At 70.8% G+C, this 16,365-nt stretch carries 16 protein-coding genes; 2 read left to right on the top strand and 14 right to left on the bottom strand.

What is annotated here, in order from left to right:
- Nucleotides 1-11: 11 nt before the first annotated feature.
- The 5 genes from K6U06_RS19000 to K6U06_RS18980 all read right to left on the bottom strand — a co-directional run bounded on the left by K6U06_RS19000 (nt 12) and on the right by K6U06_RS18980 (nt 1,751).
- Nucleotides 12-485, bottom strand: coding sequence for a hypothetical protein (locus K6U06_RS19000; protein ID WP_262323545.1), 474 nt, complete (start codon nt 483-485; stop codon nt 12-14).
- A gap of 80 nt (nt 486-565) precedes the next feature.
- Nucleotides 566-1,033, bottom strand: coding sequence for a CBS domain-containing protein (locus K6U06_RS18995; RefSeq protein WP_262323544.1), 468 nt, complete (start codon nt 1,031-1,033; stop codon nt 566-568).
- A 3-nt stretch (nt 1,034-1,036) separates the two neighbouring features.
- The gene (locus tag K6U06_RS18990; protein ID WP_262323543.1) at nt 1,037-1,240 is read right to left on the bottom strand and encodes a rhodanese-like domain-containing protein; all 204 of its coding nucleotides are present in this window, start codon (nt 1,238-1,240) and stop codon (nt 1,037-1,039) included.
- Between the two features lie 3 nt (nt 1,241-1,243).
- Entirely contained in the window at nt 1,244-1,462 is a 219-nt protein-coding gene (locus tag K6U06_RS18985) for a hypothetical protein (protein WP_262323542.1), read from the bottom strand.
- Complete coding sequence (locus K6U06_RS18980) at nt 1,452-1,751, bottom strand: thioredoxin family protein (RefSeq protein ID WP_410051099.1); 300 nt, start codon at nt 1,749-1,751, stop codon at nt 1,452-1,454. Before K6U06_RS18980 ends, K6U06_RS18985 begins: the two co-directional genes overlap by 11 nt.
- Before the next feature lie 48 nt (nt 1,752-1,799).
- On the opposite strand from K6U06_RS18980, the gene K6U06_RS18975 reads away from it, so the two are divergent.
- Nucleotides 1,800-2,204: a heavy metal-responsive transcriptional regulator gene (locus K6U06_RS18975; protein WP_262323540.1), complete on the top strand. Its 405-nt coding sequence runs from the start codon at nt 1,800-1,802 to the stop codon at nt 2,202-2,204.
- 838 nt (nt 2,205-3,042) lie between these two features.
- On the opposite strand, the gene K6U06_RS18970 is transcribed toward K6U06_RS18975, so the two are convergent.
- The 3 genes from K6U06_RS18970 to K6U06_RS18960 all read right to left on the bottom strand — a co-directional run bounded on the left by K6U06_RS18970 (nt 3,043) and on the right by K6U06_RS18960 (nt 5,190).
- A complete protein-coding gene (locus tag K6U06_RS18970) occupies nt 3,043-3,399 on the bottom strand; it encodes an arsenate reductase ArsC (protein ID WP_410051098.1) in 357 nt (118 codons plus the stop codon).
- 176 nt (nt 3,400-3,575) lie between these two features.
- Nucleotides 3,576-4,682: an ACR3 family arsenite efflux transporter gene (arsB, locus tag K6U06_RS18965; RefSeq protein ID WP_262323538.1), complete on the bottom strand. Its 1,107-nt coding sequence runs from the start codon at nt 4,680-4,682 to the stop codon at nt 3,576-3,578.
- Nucleotides 4,683-4,716: 34 nt separating this feature from the next.
- Complete coding sequence (locus K6U06_RS18960) at nt 4,717-5,190, bottom strand: ArsI/CadI family heavy metal resistance metalloenzyme (RefSeq protein WP_410051097.1); 474 nt, start codon at nt 5,188-5,190, stop codon at nt 4,717-4,719.
- Nucleotides 5,191-5,274: 84 nt separating this feature from the next.
- Between K6U06_RS18960 and K6U06_RS18955 the strand changes: the two genes are divergently transcribed.
- Nucleotides 5,275-5,619 (top strand): ArsR/SmtB family transcription factor, encoded by a 345-nt coding sequence (locus K6U06_RS18955; RefSeq protein WP_262323536.1) that lies wholly within the window; start codon nt 5,275-5,277, stop codon nt 5,617-5,619.
- A gap of 231 nt (nt 5,620-5,850) precedes the next feature.
- Here K6U06_RS18955 and K6U06_RS18950 read toward each other — a convergent pair whose 3' ends face one another.
- The 6 genes from K6U06_RS18950 to K6U06_RS18925 all read right to left on the bottom strand — a co-directional run bounded on the left by K6U06_RS18950 (nt 5,851) and on the right by K6U06_RS18925 (nt 16,331).
- Nucleotides 5,851-6,831 (bottom strand): bifunctional DNA primase/polymerase, encoded by a 981-nt coding sequence (locus K6U06_RS18950; protein ID WP_262323535.1) that lies wholly within the window; start codon nt 6,829-6,831, stop codon nt 5,851-5,853.
- Between the two features lie 158 nt (nt 6,832-6,989).
- Nucleotides 6,990-7,484 (bottom strand): hypothetical protein, encoded by a 495-nt coding sequence (locus K6U06_RS18945; protein WP_262323534.1) that lies wholly within the window; start codon nt 7,482-7,484, stop codon nt 6,990-6,992.
- On the bottom strand, nt 7,481-9,283 hold the full coding sequence (locus K6U06_RS18940) for a type IV secretory system conjugative DNA transfer family protein (protein WP_262323533.1): 1,803 nt from the start codon (nt 9,281-9,283) through the stop codon (nt 7,481-7,483). The genes K6U06_RS18945 and K6U06_RS18940 overlap by 4 nt, the downstream gene beginning before the upstream one ends.
- Nucleotides 9,280-10,005 (bottom strand): hypothetical protein, encoded by a 726-nt coding sequence (locus tag K6U06_RS18935; protein WP_262323532.1) that lies wholly within the window; start codon nt 10,003-10,005, stop codon nt 9,280-9,282. Before K6U06_RS18935 ends, K6U06_RS18940 begins: the two co-directional genes overlap by 4 nt.
- A gap of 585 nt (nt 10,006-10,590) precedes the next feature.
- Nucleotides 10,591-15,552 carry a methyltransferase domain-containing protein gene (locus K6U06_RS18930; RefSeq protein ID WP_262323630.1) on the bottom strand — a complete coding sequence of 1,654 codons (4,962 nt, stop codon included), beginning with the start codon at nt 15,550-15,552 and terminating at the stop codon, nt 10,591-10,593.
- 197 nt (nt 15,553-15,749) lie between these two features.
- Nucleotides 15,750-16,331: a TnpV protein gene (locus tag K6U06_RS18925; protein WP_262323531.1), complete on the bottom strand. Its 582-nt coding sequence runs from the start codon at nt 16,329-16,331 to the stop codon at nt 15,750-15,752.
- Nucleotides 16,332-16,365: the final 34 nt, after the last annotated feature.

Genomic DNA, 16,365 nt, shown 5'->3' with positions numbered 1-16,365 from the left:
CCGGTGCTCGCCTAGCGAGCGAGGGCGGCCACGACCGGCGCGCAACTTCGACGGCGCCGGCGGACGAGCGTGGTGGCGAAGCTGGCCACGATGAGCGCGGCGCCCATGTAGAACAGCGTCTCGGCGGCAGGCGGGGTTGCTCCCATGGACCCCGTACGGGCCATGGCCGCCACGCTGGTGAGCACGAACATGCCCACGAAGGCCGCCACACAACCGGCGGCGGCGAGCAGTATCGCAAGCCGGCTGCACGCCAGCGCACCGAGCACCATCAACACGGCGGAGACCACGAAGAGCGGTTCGGCCACCGTCGCCAACGCCCGTCCGGCCGCCGTGGAGGTGGCCAGGCCGACCGCGGCGAACATGCTGGCCGCCAGACCGGGGAGCATGGCGGTCATCGACGCGCACCCCGCCACCGCCCCGAGCGCCCCAACACCTCGAAGTACTCGAGCCGCGACTTTGAACATGGCGTCGAAGGTAGCGGTCATCCCGAGTCCGGATCAGCGGCCCGCAGGTCAGCGACCTGGTCGATGGGAAGGCCGGCGAGAAGAGCTCCAGTTCGGGGCTCTCAACGGGCACCGTCATCGCCGGCCGCGTCGAGGACGCCGAGAAGGACGCCGTCAGGGGTGGTGACCAACAGGTGGGCGACGTGACGCTCGACCATCCGCCCCCGGGTGGCGACGAGATCTTCGTGGGCGCGCACCGTTGTCGGCCCTGGCGCCATCAGCTCCGCCGCGCTCCGCTGCTCCCCCGCATCGACCCGCTCGGCGCCTAACACTCCGGCCACGACCCGGCGGTCGTCGACGACGACGCAGCGGTCCCAGCCCGCCAGACGCGCCCGCTCCATGACCGGGCCGCCAGGCGCGTCGAGCCCGCAGGTGGGCACGTCACGACGCAAGGCGTCGAGAACCCGAGCGGGATGGGCTGCGCCTTCGGTGGGTAGGCCGGCGGCGAGCCAGTCGACCTTGCCGAGGGTGTAGTCGTAGACAGGCTCGAAGCCGAGTTGTGTGAGCCGGCACGCGGCTCGTGGGCTCATATCTCACAACCCGTCCCAGCAGTAGACGATCACAGGTCTCGACCTGTCCAGCGCCGCGACCGTTGCCGCGGTCAGCGACTTGAGCGGCAGGTTGACGGCGCCGGGAAGATGCTCCTGGTCGTATTCACCTGGGGGCAGTACCTCCACCAGCTGCGCTCCGGCGCCCACGAGACGGCGGACCTCGTCCCTGGTGACCGATGTAGACACTCGCTATCGCTCCCTGCCGGCACAACCGTGACGACGACGCCACCCCACCACGACGGCGCCTGCGGCCAACACCGCTGCGCCGGCCAGCCAGGTCGGCGACCCGATCCCGGCGAGCGTGGTCCCGACAGCGACGCCCAGGACCGCCGGCAGAGCACACCACACGGTGAGGGCCGCCACAAATGCCGCCAGACCCACACCGGCGGCGTTGCGGTCAGCGCCCACCGGAAAGCACCGCCCTCATCTGTTCCACCGTCGGTATGTGGTCGTACAGCCGGCAGGCGAAGCCAACCGGATCGTCGGGCCGAGCGAAGGGGTCGGTCCCGTCGACCAGGATCGTCGGCGAACCCCCGAACCCGACCCGCTCCGCCTGCTCGGGGCTCGACACCACCCGATGGGTGACCGTGACCGCCCCCTGCCCGAGTGCGCCCAAGGCCTCACGGAGGCGGGTTTCGGCAATCTGCCAGTTCGGGCAGCCCTCGAAGTACAGCAGTTCGACCTTCACAACCCCCATCATCAACCTTCCACCTCAGGGGAAGGTCAAGCGGTATCGTCAATCGTCGTGAGGATCGGCGAAACAGCAGACCGCTCCGGGGTGACCGCCAAGGCGCTCCGCTACTACGAGACGGTCGGGCTGCTACCCGAACCAGACCGCACCGCCAGCGGCTACCGGGACTACCCCGAGACGGTCCTCGATCGGTTGCGTTTCATCAGGGCCGCCCAGGCCGTGGGGCTGACCCTCGGCGAGATCCGGGGCGTCATCGCCTTCCGGGAAGCCGGCCGCCCTCCATGTGCCCATGTACTCGAGCTCATCGAGGGCCGCGCCGCCGATCTCGACACCCGCATCGTCGAACTCGCGGCCCTGCGCGACGAACTGCGCCGTCTCGACGAGCGAGGCCGAACGCTGTCGCCTGATGCGTGCTCACCGGGTCTGGTGTGCCACATCCTCAACCCGGCAGCACACTGATCACCGTGCCCGCGCCAGGCCGTCACGAACCCAGTTCGCTCAGGACGAGTCTCCTGGCAGGCTTGCGTGCCCGGATGATCGCTGAGACGGCATTCGGATGGAGCCGGTGGGTCTCCTTGCTCCCGATGCCCGAAATCGCACGGCGGTGAGCGCATTCCAGTAGTCGTCCTCGCTCAGCACTCCGGCGATGCAGCCGGTCCAGCGGGCCATGTCGATGCGGGTGGCGACGTCCATGTCAGGGTCGGCCACCACGACGGAGATAGCGAGACGGCCACCGGGACGGAGCACACGAAAGGCCTCACAGACCAGAGCGCTTGTCGGCCGACAGGTTGATCACGCAGTTGGACGGACCGCGCCGACGCTGGTGTCTGGCAGCGGGAGGACTTCCCGCCGCGGACGAATTCGACGTTGGTGACTCTGGCCTCGCCGGCGTTACGGCGCCCCCAGGTCGAGCATGTCGGTGGTCATGTCGAGGCCGACGGTACGGCCTCGGGTGCGGCGCGGGCGGGCCGAGACGAGGACATCAGCGCCCCGCGCCGAACCGGAGATCCAAGACGGTCTCGCCGGGATGCAGGTCTGCGACCGCAGCGGGCACGCCGCAACCGGAGTGAGGCGGCTGCGCGGGCTCGTCGGTGCCGGCCGGGTCGCAGAGGTCGGCCCGAAGACGGCCCACTCTCGGGTTTTGCGGTCCTCAGCGTCGGTGAGGTACCGCAGCTAACGCCTCTCTGCGCTCGGGCCTCGTCGCGCGACCGGCTGCGGGGCGGATTGCGGCTTCGGCGTAGCGGTACCTGCCCGCTCCCGGACATCTTGGGTCCTCGCTCATCTCGGTCCGACCTCTTCAGCTGCTCGGCTGGTGGGCGAGTTCGGCCAAGAGGTCTCGGACGCGGCGGTCGATGTCGTCTCGTATGGCTCGGACCTCTTCGAGGGCGAGGCCGGCGGGGTCGGTGAGATCCCAGTCCAAGTGACGCTTGCCGGGGTAGACAGGGCAGGCGTCACCGCAGCCCATGGTGATGAGCACGTCGGCGGAGCGGGCCACCTCGTCGGTGAGCGGCTTGGGGAACTCGGCGGAGACGTCGAGGCCGATCTCGGCCATGGCCTCCACGACGGCGGGGTTGAGCCGGTCGGCGGGCTCGGACCCGGCGGAGCGCACATGCACTCTTCCGTGGGCGTGATGGTCGAGGAGGGCGGCGGCCATCTGGGACCGTCCGGCGTTGTGGACACAGACGAAAAGGACCTCTCGGGGACTTCTTTCAAGATTGCTCCTTGGACTTGGGCTCGACTCGGAGGCGTCCGCGTCGTCGGCGGCCAGGTGGGCGATCTCGCCGCCCAGGCGCCCCTCTGGGGACGGGATCGAGCGGGCCGCCCCGGTCATCACACCCTGCTGGGGGTTGCCGGGTAGAACCGTCGTTTGGCCCACAGCGACACATAGACCAGCCCGACGAGCACGGGGACCTCGATGAGCGGGCCGACAACCCCGGCCAGGGCCTGGCCCGAAGTGACCCCGAACACCCCGATGGCCACGGCGATGGCCAGCTCGAAGTTGTTGCCCGCGGCGGTGAACGCCAGAGTGGCGGTCCGCTCGTAGGGCAGGCCGATGACCCGACCCCAGAAAAACGCCCCGAACCACATGACCGCGAAGTAGCCCAACAGCGGGACGGCGATGCGGGCCACGTCGCCCGGATGGCCGGTGATGGTTCGACCTTGGAGGGCGAAGAGAATGACGATGGTGTAGAGCAGCCCGTAGAGAGCGAACGGCCCGAGCCGGGGCAACAGTTTCGTCTCGTACCACTGCCGACCCTTGGTCCGCTCCGACAGGGTGCGGGTCAAGAACCCGGCGACGAGAGGCACCCCCAAGAAGATGGCGACGGTCCCGGCGATCTTGGGTACCGACAGGTGCAGGCCGATGGTGTTCAGGCCGAGCCAGCCGGGCAGCACTTCGAGGTAGAAGTAGCCGAGGAGCGCGAAGGCGACGATCTGGAACATCGAGTTGACGGCGACGAGCACCGCCGCCGCTTCCCGGTCACCGCCGGAGAGGTCGTTCCAGATGAGGACCATGGCGATGCAGCGGGCCAGGCCGACGATGATCAACCCGGTCCGGTAGGTCGGCTGATCGGGCAGCAGGAGCCAGGCCAGGGCGAACATGACCGCCGGTCCGATGACCCAGTTGAAGATCAAGGAGGAGACCAGCATGCGGCGATCTCGGGCCACCGACCCGAGCTCGCCGTAGCGGACCTTGGCCAGCACCGGGTACATCATGACCAGCAGTCCTACGAAGATGGGCAGCGACGTCCCCGAGGTGACCTGGATGGCGCCCAGGCGGGCGTTGAGGCTGGGGATGGCCCGGCCCAGACCGATCCCGAGCGCCATGGCGGCGATGATCCAGATTGGCAGGAACCGGTCGAGGAACGACAGGCGGCCAACAACCGCGGTGTCGGCGCTGGTGCCGGGCGCGGGGCGCTCGGCGATCACGTCGCTCACGACCCACCTTCTGTGACCGGACCGGTGCTCAACGTCAACAGCACGAGTCGCCCGTCGATGTGACGCCGGCCAAGTCGGGGCGGGTGGCGCAACAGGCTGCTTCGCCGGGTGCTGCGGAGCGAAGCTGACCCGCCGGCATCTCGGTGTCGGCCAGCACCGTGTAGATCTCCCACGGTTCGCCGCCGGGACCGTCGACCCACACCTTGTCCTGCACCGCGTAGCAACATGCGGTCTGCTCTTCGACCGCGGTGGCCAGGCCCTCGCCCGCGAGCCGGGACTGGGCCGCGGTCACATCTTCGGTGGATGCCACTTCGACACCGAGGTGGTTCAGGGTCCCGGGGGTCTGGTTGGCGTGTTCGATCAACACCAGCTTGAGCGGAGGATCGGCCACGGCGAAGTTGGCGTAGCCGGGGCGGACCTTGGCCGGCTCGGTGGCGAAGAGCTTGGAGTAGAAGCTGATGGCCTCGTCGAGGTCGGAGACGTTGAGCGCGAGCTGTACACGGGACACGGGCATTCCTGGGAGTAGATTGACTGGTGTCGATGTCCACTCTAGGCAAAGATCGATTCCTGTCAATAGGTAGAGGTGATGGTGATGGGCGGGACCAAGACTGACCTGCAGTGCTGCGCCGACGACCTGTGCGTGTCGTCGGTCATCGACGCGCCCCTCAGCGAACCCGAGGCCAACGAGTTGGCTCGGGTCCTGGCTGCTCTGGCCGATCCCGTTCGCCTCCGTCTGCTCTCCCTCGTGGCATCCCGGACCGAGATCTGCTCGTGCGACCTCGAAGCACCTCTCGCCAAGAGCCAGCCGACCGTGTCACATCACACCAGGGTGCTCTCCGAGGCCGGCCTGCTCGTCGGCGAGAAGCGGGGCCGGTGGATGTGGTGGAGCGTCGAGCCCGACCGCCTCGCCGCCGTACGCAAAGCCCTCGGCGCCTAACGTTGCTGCTTACCGGTGGCAACCGGCCCGAACCATTCATTCGACTGCCGGCCGGACACTTTAGGGGTTGACCGTGGCCGGCGAACTGCCCGACGGTAGGTGCCGTTACCGGCGCTCCATCAGGCTACGGCAGGGTGGCCCGCACAAAGTACTGGCGTACACCCGGCGGGGAGCAGGGGCGCGACGGACCGACCAGCCGCCATCTCAACCCGGCGCCTGTCCCCCTGTGTCCTACGGGGCGAGATGGATCTGCGGCGCTGGCACTCGGGGCCGGTCGGCGCGCGGGACCGCCGCCGGTGTCTCTACTGGTACGGCGGGAAGCTGGCGGGGATGGGCGATGCCGGTGCTGAGGCCGGATCGGATGGTGGTCATGATCTCTCGAGGGCCGAGCCCGGCGGATTCGGCGGCGTGGGCCAGGCTGGTCGCGACGACGGCTTCATCGAAGGCTCCGGCGCCGACGAGTGTGCCGAGGTTGTAGGCGGCCCGGTTGAGTGTGTGGTTGCGCTGCCCTTCGGGGGCGGAGGCAACGGCCGCTGCTTCGCGTTCGAGGGCGGCGTGAGCGTAGCGAGCCAGTCTTCCTTCCCCTACGACCGGGATGCGAGGCGGTGGTTGCCTCGGGGCCGGCGGTGCCGGTTGCGCCCAGGGCGGCAGTTCGGCCGGTGCCGGGAGGGTGGGTTCCCATTGGTAGCGTTGCCCGGAGTGGTGGGGGGAGGGCGGTGCGATGATGTAGCCGCCGTCGCCGCGCAGGTCGACCCCGGGAGTTGCTCCGATGCTCGGCAGCTGACCGGTGGTGTTCGGGACCGTCGTCTTTGGGTGTTGGTAGAACAGATGGTGGCCCGCGCCGCCGGTGCGCACGGCCAAGGTGTCGAGTGTCCGGGTGGGGAGCTGGCCGGTACGGGCGAGGTCGTCGAGGGTGCGCAGTCCGCCGTGGGCGGGGTCGATGTCGACTACGACCAGGCCGGAGGGGGCGCCGGTGCGGATGGCGACACCGGCCCACGGCCAGGTGTGCCACCACCGGGCGACCTGGGCGGGGTCGGTGGTGGCGGCGTTGAGACCGTATCGGTTGAGGGGGTGCTTGGCGGGATGGTCGCACATGGGCCCGGCCCGGCAACCGCAGTGGCCGCCGACGATCCCGGCGACGGGGAAGACCGGCCATCCCCGGGCCGCGTAGGCCAGCGCGGCCTGGTACGGGCTGGCACGGTTGAGGTCCACCAGCGGCGTGTCGCGCCTGGTCGGAGGAGCCGGGCGGCGGGCGACAGGCCGGGCGTCTGCGGTTATTGCTGTTCGGTTGGCGATCATCTCCGTCCGAGGCGGTGAGGCGGAGTCCCCGTCCGCAGTGGCCGCGGGGTTCGCATGGGCGTGGCGCTCGTTCATGGCCGTCGCTGCGTCGTCGGGGCGGGTCGGCGCCCGGTGACGAGGGGCCGGTCGGGTTCGATGAGTCGTGAGGGTTGGTGGTGCCCGGAGCGGCAGTCGGCGGCGGCTTCGTGGCCGATCCAGGTGGTGATCCGGGCGGTGAAGAGGGGCAGGTGGTAGGTGTGCCAGGTTTGGGCGGCTTCGGGACCGGCGAGGGGTCCTTGGAAGGCGGCCCACCGGGACCACATGAGGGTGGTGATCTCTTCGATGAGCGCCCCATGGGCGGCCCAGCAGGGTGGGATGGTCTGTTCTCGGGTCCACGGGTACCGGGCGTTGAAGTAGGCGACAAACTGGGCGAGGGCGTCGGCCAGGTAGGCGGCGGTCGTGTCGGTCTGGTCGGTCCAGTCCCACCCGGCCGGGCGGTTCTCCTCGTTGGCGGGGTCCTCTAGCTCGGGTGGTGGGAGGGGCGGGCGGAGGTCGGGAGTGGCCTGGCGGCCGGCGGTGTCGGTCATCGCGATTCGGTCTCGGTCGGGCTGGGGTGCGGGCGGCGGGTTTGGGCGGCGCGGATGGTCTTCCAGTCCCGGTCGTCGCTGAGCAGCGGGAACCGAGCCACGATGGGCGGGAGTCGGCCCCACAGCACGAGCGCGGCCCCGGCGGGCAGGGTGCGGAGGTCGCCGGCGGCCAGCACCGGGGTGGTTTCCCAGCTGGCCGTTGCGGACCGGGCGCCGCGCTCGCCGCCCCGGTGAACGGTTTCGCGGCGGGCTTGGCGGGTCCCGCAGAGCCGTTCGAGGTCGGCAAGGTCTCGGGCGGAGGAGAGCCCGCCGAAGACGACGGTGATGTTGGTGGCATTGGCCATGGTCTCCGCCGGGGAGGCGCCCCAGCGGGTGACGGCTTGGGAGAAGCTCTGCATGGCGTAGACGATCACGATCCCCCGGGCCCGGCCGTCGGCGAGGAGGGCGGGCAGGGTGGGGATGGGAGCGATGGACGGGGCCTCGTCGAGCAGTCCGAGCAGGGGCGGGTCGAGGCGGCGGGTGGGCTGTCGGTTGGCCAGGCGCTCGGCGGTGTCGAACACGTCTTGGGCGAACGCGGTGAGCAGCGGGGCCACGGCGCCGAGACCGGTGTCCTTGCCCAGCAGGTACACGGTGCCGTTCGCGTGGAGGAACGCGGGGATGTCGAAGCTGTCGCCTGGTGGCGGGCAGCAGGCGTCGATGACGTGGGGGTGGGAGAAGCAGGCCAGGGCTCGGGCCAGGTGGCGCATGACCCCCGACGTGGTCTCGACCGCGCCGGTGGTGTGCACGGCGATGACCCCGGCCCACCCGGGGGCCGCGGCCGGCTCGGTGCGGAGGATCTCGGCGGGGGTGGGGTCATCGAGGCGGCGGGACCAGCCGAGCACGGTGCGGATGTCGCCGCCGGTGAGGGCGGCGGCGTGCAGGTAGCACTTGAGGACGTCGCGCGCCGCGTCGACGAAAAACGCCCCGTAGCGGCTGTCGCCGGCGTCGCCCGCAGCGGCGAGCAGGGCGGCTGCGCGCCGCTCGGCGGTGACACTGTCATCGCAGCCGGCCACGGGCGACCAGCGCACCGGGGTTGCCCCGTCGACCAGGCGGTCCGGGTCGAACACGGCGACGGGGCCGTGGGTGCGTCGTGCGTCGGCGGTGAGTTCGTACAAGTCGGCCTTGGTGGAGGTGGCCACGGCGGGGCCGGGGTGGTGGCGCAGGATGCGGGCCAGGACCCGGAAGGTTTTGCCTTCACCGGGAGGGCCGATCACCCGGGTCGACGATTCCCACGACGCCCAAAGGGCGACACCCCCCTGCGTGGCCCGCCCGAGTGGATAACCGAAATCGGTGCGGTGGTTGCGGCGGCCGGCCAGGCCCGGCCGGGTGATGTTGCGGCGTCGGCGCGCCGCGCCGGTGGAGGCTTCTCGGCGGAGGTGGCCAGGGCGGGCCAAGCCGTCGCGGCCCGGCCCCGGACGCCGACCGACCAGGCGCGACCAGCCCAGCAGGGCGGTGGCTGCGCCGGCGGCGGTCAGGGTCAGGTAGGTGGCCCAAAAGGCGCCCGCCGCGGGGAGCCGGTGGGCGAGAGTGGGCGGCCAGCCCGCGGCGGGGTGGTCGGGGTGGGCAACGGTGGCGTGGATGATCCGGCCCCACTGGGCGCCCGCCGGCCACGCCCAGCCGGACCCGAACACCAGGGCGGAGACGGCACCGGCGATGACCAGCGCGAGCGCGGCCGCGGCGGCGAGGGCGGCGGCGATGGCGGCGAGCTTGGTCTCGCCGTCGCTGGCCGCCGCTGGAGTGGGGTCGAGGCGGGGGGTCATGCGCTCGCTCGTTGCAGGGCGGTCTCGGCCACGCTGAGGGCGTGGAAGACCTGGCCTGGGGTCATCCCGTAGCGGCGGCCGGCTTCGCGTCCAGAGATCCGGGCCACGCGGACGTTGTAGAGCAGGTCGGCTTGGCGGGCGGTGACCGTCTCGGCTCGCACGGCGTCGACCAGGGTGACCATGACCCGCTCGGCGGCGCTCCGGGCGTCATCGACGTCGACCTGGCCGGCTACGGCCATGCCGACCAGGGGGACGGTGCGCGCCCGGGTTCGGGCCTCTGCCCGCCGGCGAGTCCGGAGCTTCTCGGTGGCGGCGCGCACGAGGGTGTTTTCCGGGTCGGCCAGGGTGGTCCCGGCCCGGGCTCGGATGGCCTCCCAGGCGGCGCCGACCAGCTCTGCGGTGACATCCGCGAGGTCGTCGGCGGGGTCGGCCAGACTCCAGTGGTGCCGACGGCAGTACATCGGCTCGGCCCGTAGACCGGGCAGCACGCATTGCAGGACGGCCCGGGCCGCCAGGTCGTCGGCGGCGAGGCGGACGAGGGCGGTCAGGCGGGGGTCGGCTCGGCCCCATCGCCGATCGGCGACGACCGCCACCACCAGCTCCATCGGCGTCGAGCCGGCAAGCGCGGGCTCTCGGACACACCAGCCCGCCACGTGTTGTGCCGCCTGGGCGGTGGTGGCGAGGGCGGCCCACTCGGCGTCGAGTGCTGCGAAGAGGTTCATGCCCGAAGCGTGCGGTGGGGAGTTCCCCACGCCGCTCCCCACCCCGAACCCCTCGAGGAGGTTTTGTGGGGAACCGACCGCCGCGGGCCGCTCCCGGCTGGCCCTGTCGGGTTCCCCACCGTCCGCTGGTTATGCCTGTTGACCTGCCCGAACCCGTCGACCGGCGGTTCCCCGCGGTCGGCACCGACCACGATGTCAAACGGGGTGGCGAGAAGCCCCGATGGGGAAGGCTGGGGAACCGGGTCGCGCCGGGTCGGCTCCCCTACCAGATCTGATCCGCACTACCAGCACGGCCCCAGCTGGCCCCCTATCAGCCAGCGCAGGGGCGATTTTCGGAGCACGCGTGCGATGAGAGGTCAGCGATCGGCGCGCATTGTCGTGGTTGCTGGCGCAGTTGCCCGGAACCCCTGCACGCTTCGAGCGGCGCTGCCGGAGCGGCGGGGGAACGCAACGCCGCCGACGACGCCTTGGCGTGGAGAGCGCCTGGGTGGCCTTGGGGCGCCCGGCGACGGCCTGGATCTGATCGTTCATCGCGTCCGGTTGGCAGAAGTTCAACGCTCGCCAGCAGCTGGACCACCCGGGCGGTCACCCCTCGATGGTAGGTGGCGGCTCGGGCAGGGCTTGGGCGGCGCGCTGGTAGAGGTGATGCTGGGCGTGGATGGATAGCTCACCGCTGGGCGGGGCGGTGACCGGTCGAACGCTCGGAGGGGCCGTGGCGGGTTGGTCCGTGTCGGCTGCCAGTCCGCCGTTGCGGGCGGTTACGGCCGAGGTGTTGGAGGCCGGGGCGGAGGTGGCGGCGCCCTCGGGTGCCTCTCCGGCGGGGCTGTGGGCGGCTGTCGTTTCGGCTGCGGCCGGGCCGCCGGGCTCGGGGTCGGCGGGGGCGAGGGTCCGGTCGATCTCGGATAGCCGGGCGCGGAGGCGGCGGAGCTGGTCGTGGTGCTCGAAGGCCCGGCCGATTCGCGCCGCGATGGCGGCGGCTTCGCTGCGGGCCTGGTTGGCGTCGGCTCGTAGGCCCGCCGCGGTGTCGTCGAGGCGCAGGATGCGGTTCTCGAGTTTGGCGACCAGGCCGGCGGCATCCGCGTGGACCAGGTCCGCTCGCTCCAGGGGAAGGGGGCGGACGGGGAGATCCTCAATGTGGAGCTCCCCGAAAGACGCCATGCCGGGCATGCGGGTGATCTCGGCGTCGAGGCGGTAGCCGGCGATGTCGCCTACCGCCTGAGTGGTGGTGGCCGACCGGGCTACGACGGCGTCGGTGTGTTGGTGGCGGTCCAACAGGCCCATCAGGAGGGCTCGCAGGGCGACGCCGGCGTCGACCCGGCCGGTGTAGCGGCGGTCGCCGACGGTCATGGCGAACCGGTCGGCTCGGGTGTCGACCCGGCGGGGCAGGGCGTTGTCGATCAGGTCGGCTTGGCGGTCGAGGCGCATGGCGCGTTCTCCCGCGGCGCGCTGGCGGTTGGCCAGGTCGTGTTGCTCGCGTTGATGCGCTCGGGCCAGGCGTTCGGTCTTGGCGAGGTCCTGTTCTATGCCGGCGCGTTCCATGATCAGCGGGTTACCGGTGGCCAGGGCCTTGACCTGGCCGGCGGAGAGGGCCTGGTCGCCGATGTCGTCGATCTCCCGGTCGCCGATCTCGCCCCGACTGACCTGGTGGACGAAGATCGCTTTGCGTTCCACGGTCTGCCACGTGTACACGTCGAACGAGCCCTCAGTCACATAGCGGATCACTTCTACTTCGGGGTTTTGGTTGCCTTGGCGGATGAGGCGGCCTTCGCGTTGGTCGATGTCGGTGGGCCGCCACGGGCAGTCCACGTGATGCAGGGCGACCGCCCGGGCCTGGACGTTGGTCCCGACCCCCATCTTCTCGGTGGACCCGACGAGCACGCCGACGCGCCCGTCGCGGCAGGCGGCGAACAGGTCGGCCTTGGCCTTGTCGGTCTTGGCGTCGTGAATGAACCGGACCTGCCCGGCGTCGAGGCCGAGGGCGACGAGCTGGGATCGCAGCTCGTCGTAAGCGTTCCAATGCGCGGCGGGGGTGGACAGGTCGCAGAACACCAGCTGCAAGCTTCCCGCCCGGGGATGCAGACCACCGTCGAGGTCGGTGTAGCGGTTGCGGGCGGTGGCGGCGGCGATCGCCGCTATCCGCTGGGCGACGGCGCCGATCTTGCCGCCATCAGGATCCGGGTCGAGGTTCACCAGGCGCAGGTCGAGGGCGGCTTTGCGGCCGTCGCCGGTGACCTTGAGCATGTTGTCCTCGGCGGGGTGCACGGCCCGGGACCGGACCCGCTCGGCCCGGGCCACCAGGCTTTCGACGTAGGCTTCGAGCCCGGCGGAGGCTGGGACCACGACGGTTTCGGGGCCGTCGCCGGCCACTGTCGGGGCGGGCAGGTTGAGTTGTTCGGCGGTGCGGACATCGGCTATCCGGGCGAAGAGGGTGAGCAGCTCGGGGACGTTGACGAACCGGGCGAAGCGGGTGTTGAACCGGTAGGAGCCGCCGTCGGCGGCGAGCTCCAAGGCCGTGACGGTCCGCCCGAACGTGGCCGCCCACGCGTCGAACGCCCGCAGACCGGCCCGTTCCAGGTCGCCGGGCTGGAGGTAGCGTTGCATGACGTACATCTCGGCCAGGGTGTTGGTCACGAACGTGGCCGTCGCGAACGTCGCTACCCGCTCGCCGTAACATTCGCGGCACACGGCCAGTTTCAGGTCCAGGTCGGAGGCCCGCTGGGAGCCGGCGCCGCTGATCCCGTCGATGTGCGTGGCGAACGCCAGACGTTTATAGGCGTGGGCTTCGTCGACGAAGAGGTAGTCGATGCCGGTCTGTTCGAAGCTGACCCCGTCGTCGGCCTTGTCGGTGTCGAGCAGCTTCTTTTGGCGTTCCTCGCCTCGGGCCAGCGCGGCTTCGAGCCGTTTCACCGTCAGCCCGCTGCGGGCGTTGGACTCGTCGATGGCTTTGCGTAGCTCGGCCATTTGGGCGGCGATGTACGCCTGTTCGGCTTGGTTGCTGACCGGGATGCGTTCGAAGCTGGAGTGGGTGAGGATCACGGCGTCCCAGTCCCCCGTCGCGCACCGCCCGACGAACTGTTTCCGGGCGGCGGGGCCGGTGGCATTGCGGTCGGCGACGAGGACCCGGGCGGTCGGGTACAGCTGGAGCAGCTCGTTGGCGAACTGGTCGAGCATGTGGTTGGGGACCACATAGGCGGGCTTGTTGACCAGGCCGAGGCGGCGCAGCTCCATTCCGGCCATGACCATGGTGGCCGTCTTGCCTGCCCCCACGGCGTGGCCGAGCAGCACGTTGGGTTCGGAGATGATCCGCCACACCGAGTCGCGTTGATGGCGGTGCGGGGTGAAGCTCTCCGCCAGGCCTGGCAGGGTGAGGTGGGCGCCGTCGTAGGCTGCGGCGACGATGGAGTTGAACCGCCGGTTGTAGCGCTCGACGAGGCGGTCTCGGCGTTCGGGGTTCTCCCAGATCCATTCCGCGAACCGGCCTTCGATGGCTTCTTGTTTCTCCCGGGCGGCCAGGGTGTCGTCGCTGTTGACGACCCGCCGTCCGTCCTCGAGGGTGTCGTAGATCTTGATCGGCCGCTGCTCCAGCGACGCCCCCAAAAGCGTGATGGCGTCGGCGCGTCGGGTTCCCCATTCGGAGGTCATGGCCACGCTGCGCCGCTGCCACGTCGGTGCCTCGACCGCCCACATGGCGGTGACCTCGGCGTGCTCGACCAGCACACGGTCCGCGCCGAGGACTTCTTGGGCGAAGCCGGCGACATCGGAGGCGTCGATCCACGGAACCCCGAGACGGACCCGGATTTCCTCGGGGCCGAGCTCGACGGGCAGCACCGCTCGCAGCGCGGTCACGTTCGTAGCGAAGCGGTCGTCGCGGCCCACGGCGTCGGCGGCGGCGTCGAGTTTGGTTCGGACGTCGCCGGCCAGGTACCGGCCGGCGGGAACCAGGTCGCCGGTGTCGGGGTCCTCGAAGACCAGGTCGCCCAAGCCGGCCCGGGCGGTGTCGATGCCGACGCCGAGCAGGTCCGCCACCCGGGGCAATTCGACGGTGCCGGTCTGGTCCAGGCAGACGGCCATGGCCGCTGCCGGGCTGTCGGCGCCGAGGACCGCCGGGCGGGGGCCGACGACCCGGCGGGTGAAGATCGGGGCTTTGCGGGCGGTCTGCGTTTCGGGGTCGAAGACCTCCAACGCCAGGACCGTGTAGAGGTCGGGGTCGGACCGGAAACCGCCCAGGGTAGGGTCGGCCCGGCGGTAGCGGTCTTCGCCGGTGGCGGGGTCGGCCCGGCCGGTGCGGACGAGTTTGAACCGGTTGAGCGGCCCGAACCTGGCCGCGTAGGTGTCATACGCCCGGTTGAGGCGGCGCTGCGCGAACCCGAACGTGGTGTCGTCGCCGCTGACCGCCTGAGCCGCGAGCGTGGCCGCGGCGGCGTCGCGTAGCTCCACCAACGCCCGCAGCTCCCCGCGGGCCGATTTCGGTGTCGGCGCGAACGGCTCGGGGCGGCCGTCGATCACTTTGGCGAAGCCGCCCGCCGGGGTGGCGATGATGCTCCCCTCCTTGTGGAAATCCTCCAGGGCAGCTTCGCCGGCCGTCGGGTGGGTCGCGCCTCGTCGGGCCGGTTCGGATGTCGACTGGGCGGATGTCGGGGGCCGTGGTGCGGGGTTCCATCCCATGCCGGCGGCGGCGGCCGCCGCCGTCACCTGCCCCAACGCTTGCTCGAGCTGTGCGTCGAGCGGGGCGGGGCGGGCGGTGACGGTGAGTTCGCCGTCGCGGTAGTGGCCGGCCCCGACGGCCAGGTCCCCGAGGACCAGATGGCGGTGCCGGGCGAAGTATTCGTTGCACCCGACGGTCCCCCCATCGACCTCGACATCGACCACCCGCGACCAGCCTTCGCCCGGGTGGACCTGGTCGCAGTACCCGGTGTCACAGGCCGGGCAATCCGGATTGGGGCAGGGGGGCGGGTCGGGTTCTCGGCGGCGCAGGATCACCACGTCGCAGACGGCGTCGGTGCCCGCTACGGGACCGAACGCCCCCGCCGGCAGGCGGACGGCGCCGAGCAAGTCAGCCAGGGAGGTGATCTCCCGGCGCGCTGCGGGGTTGAGGGCGTCCATCGTCCAGCGCGACGTCACCGCCGCTAGCAGCCCGCCCGGGCGGGTCAGGCGTAGCGACTTGACCAGGAAGTGGTTGTGGATGCTGTGGCCGGCCGGGTTGTCAAGCCGATCATGCAGGGCGACCTTGGCGAATGGGACGTTGCCCACCACCACGTCGAAATACCCGTCTGGCAGGCGGGAATCGGCGAAGCTCTCGGCCCGGATGTCCGCCGACGGGTAGAGGCTCTGGGCGATCGCCGCGGTGGTCGGGTCGAGCTCCACGCCTACCACTTCCGACACCCGCACAGTGTCGGGGCGGAGGGCAAGAAAGTTCCCGGAGCCGATGCCCGGCTCAAGGATCCGGCCTTCGCTGAACCCGAGGCGACCTACGGCGGACCAGATGGCGGTGACGACCTCGGCGGAGGTGTAATGGGCGTTGATGGTCGAGCGGGCCGCGGCGGCCATGTCCTGGTCGCCGAGCAGACCGGCCAGCTCGGATCGAGTCCACGCCCAGTCGTCTCGGGCCGGGTCGAAGACGTCGGGGAGCGCACCCCAGCCCGCCCAGCGGGCCAGGATGGCCTGCTCGTCGGCGGCCGCTGCGCGCCCCTCGTCCTGGATGGTACGCAGGACGCGCAGGGCGGCCAGGTTGGCGCGGGTCTTCGCTACTTTCCCGGCCGGGGCCAGGTCCCCTTGGCTCGCGGCCCGGAAATCGACTGGCCGGCCGGCGTCGCCTTGGGAGTGTCCCCACAGGCTCGGCGTCGGGTCGCCTCGACCGTCTTGGCTTCGATCTCTTCGTCGCTGAACAGCGCCTGGCCGGTCGCCGGGTCCCTCCCGGCGTAGATCTCCATCAGCTCCCAATCCTCCGGCGGGTCCGGCGCCCAGATCTGTTTCTTGGTCGGGTCGGTCCAGCCGATATAGGCGCCCGTCTCGTCGGTTTTGATGTCCGGGTTGGTGGGGTCTGGGCGCTCCGGGGGCAGGTAGACCAGGTCCGAAAAGACGATCTCCTCCGCTTGCATCCTCGCCGCCCGGAGCTGGCCGGCCCGCGCCAGGTAGTCCGTCGCCGCCGGCTCGGTCGCGGCCAGGGTCACTTCCAAGGCGGCCACCTGCGCGGCGATCTCCTCCCCCAGCTGGGTGAAGTAGGCCTCGGGGTCGTCGATCTGGTGGTAGCGGGCCGGCAGGTAGGTTCGCATGTGTCGTTCCGCTGCTCGGGCGTATCGGTCCAGGCTGTATCGGTGCACGGTCATTGTCGATCTCCTCGAAGAGTGTGTCGAAACTCAA

Source organism: Acidiferrimicrobium sp. IK, from assembly GCF_025499425.1.
In the GTDB taxonomy this organism is placed as follows: domain Bacteria; phylum Actinomycetota; class Acidimicrobiia; order Acidimicrobiales; family Palsa-688; genus Acidiferrimicrobium.
This window is presented reverse-complemented; position numbering and strand designations above follow the sequence as displayed.

What these genes read in the sequence shown, in the direction of transcription:
- K6U06_RS19000 (WP_262323545.1), bottom strand. Translation starts at nt 485, where the DNA reads ATGACCGCTACCTTCGACGCCATGTTCAAAGTCGCGGCTCGAGTACTT.
- K6U06_RS18995 (WP_262323544.1), bottom strand. Translation starts at nt 1,033, where the DNA reads ATGAGCCCACGAGCCGCGTGCCGGCTCACACAACTCGGCTTCGAGCCT.
- K6U06_RS18980 (WP_410051099.1), bottom strand. Translation starts at nt 1,751, where the DNA reads ATGGGGGTTGTGAAGGTCGAACTGCTGTACTTCGAGGGCTGCCCGAAC.
- K6U06_RS18970 (WP_410051098.1), bottom strand. Translation starts at nt 3,399, where the DNA reads ATGGCCGCCGCCCTCCTCGACCATCACGCCCACGGAAGAGTGCATGTG.
- K6U06_RS18955 (WP_262323536.1), top strand. Translation starts at nt 5,275, where the DNA reads ATGGGCGGGACCAAGACTGACCTGCAGTGCTGCGCCGACGACCTGTGC.
- K6U06_RS18945 (WP_262323534.1), bottom strand. Translation starts at nt 7,484, where the DNA reads ATGACCGACACCGCCGGCCGCCAGGCCACTCCCGACCTCCGCCCGCCC.
- K6U06_RS18940 (WP_262323533.1), bottom strand. Translation starts at nt 9,283, where the DNA reads ATGACCCCCCGCCTCGACCCCACTCCAGCGGCGGCCAGCGACGGCGAG.
- K6U06_RS18935 (WP_262323532.1), bottom strand. Translation starts at nt 10,005, where the DNA reads ATGAACCTCTTCGCAGCACTCGACGCCGAGTGGGCCGCCCTCGCCACC.
- K6U06_RS18930 (WP_262323630.1), bottom strand. Translation starts at nt 15,552, where the DNA reads ATGGCCGCCGCGGCCCGCTCGACCATCAACGCCCATTACACCTCCGCC.
- K6U06_RS18925 (WP_262323531.1), bottom strand. Translation starts at nt 16,331, where the DNA reads ATGACCGTGCACCGATACAGCCTGGACCGATACGCCCGAGCAGCGGAA.